The sequence below is a fragment of the Brachyspira catarrhinii genome (genome assembly GCF_005518285.1).
In the GTDB taxonomy this organism is placed as follows: Bacteria; Spirochaetota; Brachyspiria; order Brachyspirales; family Brachyspiraceae; genus Brachyspira; species Brachyspira catarrhinii.
The window spans coordinates 1-4,540 of record NZ_SJDU01000183.1 but is presented as its reverse complement, the minus strand read 5'-3'; the positions used below and the strand labels follow the sequence as shown (position 1 = coordinate 4,540).

General features: G+C 31.5%; 4 protein-coding genes. 1 reads left to right on the top strand and 3 read right to left on the bottom strand.

Annotation, left to right across the window (positions count from 1 at the left end; genetic code table 11):
* Window positions 1-133: 133 nt before the first annotated feature.
* The gene (locus EZH24_RS07530) at window positions 134-1,108 is read left to right on the top strand and encodes an alpha-1,2-fucosyltransferase (RefSeq protein ID WP_137998505.1); all 975 of its coding nucleotides are present in this window, start codon (window positions 134-136) and stop codon (window positions 1,106-1,108) included.
* 8 nt (window positions 1,109-1,116) lie between these two features.
* Here EZH24_RS07530 and EZH24_RS07525 read toward each other — a convergent pair whose 3' ends face one another.
* The 3 genes from EZH24_RS07525 to EZH24_RS07515 form a co-directional block, all read right to left on the bottom strand.
* The gene (locus tag EZH24_RS07525; protein WP_137998504.1) at window positions 1,117-2,241 is read right to left on the bottom strand and encodes an aminopeptidase; all 1,125 of its coding nucleotides are present in this window, start codon (window positions 2,239-2,241) and stop codon (window positions 1,117-1,119) included.
* Between the two features lie 4 nt (window positions 2,242-2,245).
* Complete coding sequence (locus tag EZH24_RS07520) at window positions 2,246-3,334, bottom strand: cell surface protein (RefSeq protein WP_137998503.1); 1,089 nt, start codon at window positions 3,332-3,334, stop codon at window positions 2,246-2,248.
* A gap of 151 nt (window positions 3,335-3,485) precedes the next feature.
* Window positions 3,486-4,540 (bottom strand): aminotransferase class III-fold pyridoxal phosphate-dependent enzyme (locus tag EZH24_RS07515; RefSeq protein WP_137998502.1); only part of this gene is annotated, 1,055 nt, incomplete at its 5' end.

Below are 4,540 nucleotides of genomic sequence, written 5' to 3'. Positions count from 1 at the left end.
ATACAATACAATACAAGCCATTATTATAATTTTTGGCTGTTTTTTCATTGCAAAACTAAAAAATTATTTCAAAGATTTTATTTCGCTATTCTTTTTACAGCGGGTATTTTTTCTTTTATAAGAGGTATAAATAATGCTATATAAAAATTATACCGACCTTGTAAATAAATTAGTTTGGATTATACCGAAAAAAAGCAAAAGAGATAACATGAGAAATATTCTAAACGATATAGTAAACACGGCTTATAAAGTTGAATATATAATTAATAGTAATAATTCAATAAACAATAAAGATTATATAATAATAAATCAGTGTGACGGTTTTGCGGGACAATTAGGAAAATATATTTTTGGAGAATTTATAAAAGATAATTATAATAAAAATGTAAAATATGATATAAGTTGGTATTCTATAAGCGGTCTCGATATTGAAAAGAAAGAAAAAAGAAAGTTTGATTTGCTTAATTGTTTTGAAGATATAAAAATAGAAATAGCAACTGATGAAGAAATCGAAATATATAAAAGGTTATTTTATTACGATAGCGGAGATTTTTACGAATTATGCAAAAATAAAAAAAGATTATATTGCCATTTTCATCCGTATATAGGCTCTTTTGATAAATCATATGTAATGAAAAAATTAGATATGCATAAAAATCTATATCATAAATTAAAAGGCAATAACTTGAATTTATATAACGAAATAATCAATCATCCCGCGTCAGTAGCCGTTCATATTAGAAGAGGCGATATTAAAGCGCATGGCGGATTCGGAGCGTTCAAGAATAACGATTCAATATATAAAGATTATATCTTCAAAGCTATTTATTTAATGATAGAAAAATTAAAACCTATAAAGCCGAAATTCTTTTTCTTTTCAAACGATATGAATTGGGTAAAAAACAATATTTTTAAATATTTGAATAAAGAAGTGGATTATATTTATTGCGACAACGACAATAAGGACGCCGTATATTTTGACGCATATTTAATGTCTTGCGCTAAAAATATGATATTCACAATCGGCGCATTTTCCCAAACGGCTTATATGTTTAACAAAAATAAAAATATTATAGTAATAAGCCCCGATAATATAAATTCTTTGTAAATAAATTCTTAATATAAATTCTCTGGATTAAGACATTTCAAACTATCGACTACAAAAATTCCGTTCTTTCTTATCAAAACATCGTCAAAATAAATTTCACCTCCGCCGTAATCTTCCGTCTGAATACAAACCAAATCCCAATGAATAATAGATTTATTTCCGTTTGGCGCTTCGTCATAACAGGAGCCAGGAGTAAAATGAAAGCTTCCCATTATTTTTTCGTCAAATAAAATATCTTTCATTGGTTTCGTTATATAAGGATTTAACCCCAAAGAAAATTCGCCAATATATCTTGCGCCTTCGTCCGTATCCAAAATTCCGTTTATTCTTTTCGTGTCGTTTGCAGTAGCTTTTATGATTTTTCCGTCTTTGAATTCAAATTTTATATTCTCGTAAGTAAAACCATCGTTATACAAAGAAGGAGCGTTATAAGATAAAATTCCATTAACCGATTCTCGAACGGGAGCGGTAAAAACCTCTCCGTCTGGAATATTCATATCCCCCGCGCATTTAATCGCCTTAATATTTTTTATCGAAAAAGTTAAATCGGTTTCTTTGCCGACAATTTTTACTTTATCGGTTTTTTCCATAAGCTCGACTAAATTATCCATCGCTTTCGACATTTTTGAATAATCCAAATTGCATACTTTAAAATAAAAATCCTCGAACTCGTCCGTGCTCATAGAAGCCTGTTGCGCCATAGAAGGAGTAGGATAATTGAGTATAACCCATTTTGTATTTTTTACTCTCTCATGCATATGAACGGGATTCGAATAAAATTTTTCGTATATTTGATTATTCTCTCTGCGAACCGAAGAATTTTCGGCGTTATTCGAGCCTCCCCATATTCCAATGTAGGCGTCCATTTTTTGCATAAGCGCCAAATCGGTTTGCGCCCATAATTTTATCTGCTCTTCGTTGCAATCTTTTAATAATTCTCTCATTATTTGCGGATTATGATTCCACACGAAAGGATTCGCTTTCGCTTTGTAAATTTCTTTTATTAAGGCTACAACCAAATTATATTCTTCGCCTTCTCCGTAAACTTTTATCAAAACATTTTCGTTTTTTTTCACTTTACATGAATAGTTTATTAAATTTTCCGCTAATTTATTTATTCTTGAATCTTGCATTTATTTAATATCTCCAAATTCCCCAAATATCCAAACCAGCTCCAAAACCGTTTTTTATTTCAAAATCGGCGTTCTCTCTGATTATGCTTTTTCCTTCTCCGTAAGCGGTAAGCCCAAAAGTAAGATTTTCTATAGGAGTAATTTGCAATTCGCCTTCCATACCGTAGCGAAGATTATACATTCCGTCAGTTTTATAAAGATTTCCTTCAAACATGAGTCTTGGCATTGCGTAAACATATATCGCTCCCAATTTTGCCTCAAACTTTGCGGGGAGTAACGCGTAGAATCTCATGCTTCCAGTAGAGCGTCCGCCGTTATCGTCATATAAATAATTAGTTAAAGAATCTTCGGCGTATCCTGCGTCTATAGTAGCCCATCTGCTTCCGATTCCGTAATAATACGCAAGTTTAACGGGCAAACTTATTTGAACGGGATAATTATCGAATCTCGTAAGCATAAACTCGCCGTATAAAGAAAATCCAATAACCATAGGAGCGACTGAAGTTCCTGTCACTTCGTTGGTTATTGAAGAAAGCTGAATACCATAATGTAAAGAAATAGAAAATTCGTCCAGCAAACCGCCTCTAAACATAAAAGAAAATTTGGGAGTCGAGCTTATCGACAATCTTCCTCCGTAATAATTTTTATCGGCAACAGAAACGGAAACGGGCAAATTAAATCTGTATTTTTCCATCGCAAGTCCGAAAGCTAAAGAATGGCTATGAGCGACTGGAGATTTTTTCTCGCTTAAATCGTTATATAAACTAAATTGATACCCAAATCCGAATATTCCATAACTTAAACCTATAAAACCTTTAGGCAAAAAAGCGAATCTTCTCTCTCCGTTTATAATCGTTTTATTATCTACTATATGACTTAAATCCAATAACGAAAAACCCAGCTTAAAAGGAGTGTCTTTTTCCATTAACGGCGAAAAATCGTAAATAGTTCCTATTCTATCCGTTCCAGCTCTCGAAGAAGTAACGCCCTCGATTAAATTATGCAAATTATCTTTGTCGACAATATCGTCTATAGCAAATGACAAAGAATTAAATATAAAAGCGAGCGAAAGTATATAAACAATTTTTTTCATTCTATCTCCAATCTCTAATCTATAATTTTAATTTTTTATTTTTGTTTATTAAATAGAAAAACATATATTAATCGAATTTGTAATAGTTTATAATATAAAACCGTTTTTTTCAAGCATACTTAAAATTAAAATTTTTATAAAAATAATATAGTTAATATTGTTTCAAAACTTCGCTCAAAATCCCAATCGCTTTTTCCAAATCTTTTTGCGAAATATTAAGAGGAGGAAGAAGTCTTATTTTATTTTTTGCAGTCAATGGAATTATTCCTTTTGAAATGCATTTTTCTACAATCTCTCGAGCGTTAAGTCCTTCTTTAAGTTCTATTCCGAGCATTAGCCCGATTCCGTCAACGCTTTTTACATTATCCAATTTAATCAAATTATCTTTTATATATTTTCCTTTTTTAGAAATTTCTTTAAGAAAATTTTTATCTATGTTTTTAAGAATTTCCAAAGCTCCCGCGCAAACTATTGGATTAGCTCCGAAAGTGGAAGCATGGTCTCCCGCGGTAAAAGTGTCGGAACATTTTTTATTCATAAGCGTTGCTCCGATTGGAAGTCCGCCTCCCAAACCTTTAGCCAAAGTTATTATATCCGCTTTCAAATTATAATGTTCACAGCATAAAAATTTTCCCGTTCTTCCCACTCCCGTTTGAACTTCGTCAACTATCATTAAAATATCGTTTTTGTCGCAATATTCTCTAACCGATTTAACATATTCTTTATTTAATGGAATTACTCCGCCCTCGCCTTGAACGAGTTCCATTATTATCGCGCAGGAATTATTTTTTAATTTTGAAATTGTGTCTTCCAAATTATTAGCTTCGGCAAATAAAAATCCTTCCAAAAAAGGAAAAAAGAAATTATGGAAAACATCTTGCCCTGTCGCCGAAATCGTAGCCATAGTTCTGCCATGAAAAGAATTTTTGAGCGAAACTATATTATATCTTTTAGCGTCCTTTCCGTATTTGACGAAAGAATATTTTCTCGCACATTTTATAGCCGCTTCGTTTGCCTCCGCCCCAGAATTTGAAAAAAATACTTTATCGAATTTCGTTATTTTGCATAATTTTTCGGCAAGTTCTATATAGGGTTTATTGTAATACAAATTTGAAGTATGTTGTAATTTATTTAGTTGATTTGTTATATTTTTTATCCAATTTTTATTATTATAACCCAAACTATTTACTCCGAGTCCGCTTCCCA